Here is a 3,444-nt window from a genome sequence, read left to right as displayed (position 1 = left end):
GCCGCACCCAGCGCCGCGGCGACCGGGTCGGGCCGGGCGTCTATCGCGCCGGCCAGCCGGCCGTCGCCCACCCCGGGTGCCAGATCGGGTACGACCACCGCGTCGGCGACCACCGCCAGCGGCTCGACGACGAGTCCGTCGGCACCCCGGCGCACCGTCCCGCTGACGTAGCGCGGCGGCCCGTGTGCGCCGTCCAGCGCTGCCGCGAGCGCGTCGAGTGCGCCAGGTGCGGCGGCGTGGTGGGTCGCGGTGACGGTAGCCGTGCCCCCGTCGGCCCCGGTCACCGTGGCGTGCAGGCGCTGCTCACCGGCCGCGTACCCGATGGCGCGCACCTCGCCGAGCGCGAGCACCCGCACTGACTCGGCGGCGGTCCGGGGGCGCAGCAGCCGGGGTGGCCGCCCGGCCAGCTCGGCGGCGAGCGCGTCCGGGTCGCGGGCGAGCAGGCCGGACGGCAGGCCGGACCACTCCCCCGCGCCGGGGGTGACAGTGGTGCGGGCCAGCCGGCCGGCGGCGATCCGGAGCCGGTGCGCGGCGCTGCGCACCGCCGACTCGGAGACCACGTTGCCGGTGGCGAGCGCGCCGAGCGTGGCGCCGGTGACGCGCCGACCGGCCAGCTCGTGCCCGGTGGGCGGGTCGTCGTCGGTGACCGGGTAGGCGCGGCGCAGCACCAGCACCGAGACGGCCGCCGGGTGGGCGAGCACCACGTCCACGCCCACCTCGCCGCCACTCTCCCGGACCCGGGCGCCCAGGCCGGTCAGCCGTACCCGCCGTAGCGGCGTCTCCGCCGGCTCGTGCGTACCGAGTACCCGCTCCACCGGGGTGGCGCCGGCGTTCACCACCGCGCGCCGCCGGGCGGGCAACTCGGCGAGCAGGTCGGCGAACGTCTCCGGCCGGTACCGGGCGCCGCGCGCGGCGTACGCCTCCATCTGCCCGGCCAGGTCCTCCACGGCGAGCAGCGGCCAGCGCAGACCGGCCGCGTCGAGGTCACGCCGGGCGGCGGCGAGCCGGCCGTCCACGCCGGAGCCCAGGTGCGCGGCCCCGGTCAGCAGCACGTCGGCGGCCAGCGCCACCGCCGCGTCCAGCGCCGGATGCTCCGTCACGGTGGCGGTTCCGCCGACGCGTACCTGCGCCTCGGGCCGGTCCGGCTGCTCCCGGTCGGCCGTCCGGCACGCCCACACCGCGAGGGCGATCGCTTCGCCGCCGTCGTCGGCCGCGTCGCCGCGCGCGTACCCGATCTGGCGCGGCACCAGGAAGCGGACCGTGCCGGTGGGCAGCTCCACGCGCGGAACCGGGTCGGCGGCGTCCGGCCGGTGGACCACTGCGGCGTAGCCGCGACGCAGCCGCCGTCGCGCGGCGGTGAGCGCGGGCGCGCCGATCGCGGCGGCCAGTTCCTCGTCGGTGACGTCGCCCGGCGACCACCGCCACGGCTCGCTCCCGGCTGAGGCGTCCTCCCCGTCCGGCGCCGCGTCCCGGCCCGGCGCGGCCTCCCAGTCCGAAGCGGCCTTGCCGTCCGACGCGGCCTTCCGGTCCGGTGCGGCGTCGTGATCCGGCGCGGCGTGCCGGTTCGACGCGGCCTCCCCGTCGGGCGCGGCCTCGCGGTCCGGGGCGTCGGCGTGCGTGCGCTGGTAGGTCAGCACGACGGCGAGCAGGTGCCGGCACACGCCGGGCGCCGGACAGGAGCAGATCCCGGCCGCGAGGCCGCCGCCCCCGGGCAGCGTCACCGTCACCCCGTCCGGGTACGCCGCGCGCACCTCGCCGTCGGCGTCCTCGGTGAGCATCGGCCGCTCACCGGCGTCGACCTCCTTCGTGGCGCGCTTCACCAGGCCCCTGTTGCTCAGCGCGGCCAGCACGTCCGGGGTGAGCGCGATCAGGTCGTCACGGGTCATCCGGTCCCCCTACCGGCCCACGTGCTCGGCCACGAACGCGGCCAGCTCGCCCGGCGTCATCGCGCCCACCGCCGCGCCCACGTCGGCCAGCCGCTGGGCGGTGGCCCGGTCGTACGCCGGGTCGGCCTCCTCGTCCAGCGCGGCCAGCGCGAGCACGTGCGTGCCCTGCTCCACGAGCTGCTTCACCGACCGGACCAGACGCCCGGCGTCCCCGCCCTCGTAGAAGTCGGACACCAACGCGACGATCGCCCGGCGCGGGTTCTCCACGAGCTGCGCGCCGTACGCGACCGCGCGAGCGATGTCGGTGCCGCCGCCGAGCTGCACCTTCATCAGCAGCTCCACCGGGTCGTCCACGTCGGAGGTCAGGTCGACCACATCGGTGTCGAAGGCGACCAGGTGGGTGCGTACGCCCGGCAGCCCCCACAGGCAGGCGGCGGTCACCGCGGCGTGGATCACCGAGCCGAGCATCGAGCCGGACTGGTCCACCAGCAGGATCACCTGCCAGCGGTCCAGGTGGCGGCGGGTACGGGAGAAGAAGTGCGGCTGCCGGACGTGCAGGCGGCGCTCGTCCGGCCGCCAGTGCGCCAGGTTCGCCCGGATGGTCCGGCGTACGTCGAAGTTGCGGGCCTGCCGGAACCGGCTGGGGCGGCGCGCCCGGGGCCCGGAGAACGACTGCCGCACGTCGGCGGCCAGCCGCTCGACCAGTTGCCGCACCACCGCCTCGACCAGCTTGCGGGCCAGCCGCAGCACCTGCGGGTCCATCAGGTGCTTGGTGCGCAGCACCGCGCGCAGCAGCGCCGGGTTCGGCTCGACCCGGGCCAGCACTGCCGGGTCGGTGACGACCTCGTGGATGCCGTACCGCTCGACCGCGTCGCGTTCCAGCCGCTGCACCGTCTCCTTGGGGAACAGCCGGGTGATCCCGTCCAGCCAGTCCACAGTGGTCAGCGCGGACGGGCCGGACCCGCCTCGCCGCACGTCGCGGCGGCCGAGTTCGGCGTCCCGGCCGTAGAGCCAGTCCAGCGCGGCGTCCCGGCCGGCCGCCTCGGCCGACAGGCCGCCCAGGCTGTCCTGCGCGGCGTCGCCGAGCACCAGCCGCCAGCGTTCCCGCATCGGGTCGGTCACGTCCGGTCCCCTTCCCACAGCCCCTCCCGGGTCAGCACCGCGTCGACCCGCTCCTCCACCGCGCGGGCGGCGGCCACCAGCAGCGGGTCGGCGTCCAGGCGCAGCAGGTCACTGGGCGGCGCGTCGCCGCCGTGCAGCGCCTGCACGTGCCGGGCCACCTCCGCCCGCTCCCGGGGCGGGAACCAGCCGAACGCCTGCCGCAGCGCGGGCAGCGCCACCAGGAAGTCGTACGCGCCCATCGCGGCGAGCAGTTCGTCCACCACTGTGAGCAGCGCCGCGTCGCCGCTGACCACCTCCTCCCGGGCCAGCGCGAACAGCCCGGACAGCCAGTCGCCGAGCGTGTCCGGCGCGGCCACGGCCCGGACCGCGCGGGCCGCGTCCGGCACGTCCCCCAGCGACCAGGCCAGGCCCAGCGCCGCGCCGCGCAGGTCCGGCG

Annotated in this window: 3 protein-coding genes; all 3 read right to left on the bottom strand. The window is 77.7% G+C overall.

Going from position 1 to position 3,444, the window contains the following annotated elements; all coding sequences use genetic code 11:
* Positions 1-1,886: hypothetical protein (locus AC2CHG_RS30700; protein WP_484526132.1), on the bottom strand; the 1,886-nt coding region annotated here is incomplete at its 3' end.
* 9 nt (positions 1,887-1,895) lie between these two features.
* The gene (locus tag AC2CHG_RS30695) at positions 1,896-3,008 is read right to left on the bottom strand and encodes a VWA domain-containing protein (protein WP_135240398.1); all 1,113 of its coding nucleotides are present in this window, start codon (positions 3,006-3,008) and stop codon (positions 1,896-1,898) included.
* A partial coding sequence (locus AC2CHG_RS30690) for a DUF5682 family protein (RefSeq protein ID WP_484526131.1) occupies positions 3,005-3,444 on the bottom strand: 440 nt, incomplete at its 5' end. The genes AC2CHG_RS30690 and AC2CHG_RS30695, both read right to left, overlap by 4 nt.

The sequence above is a fragment of the Micromonospora sp. ATLC20 genome (assembly GCF_057196585.1).
This window is presented reverse-complemented; position numbering and strand designations above follow the sequence as displayed.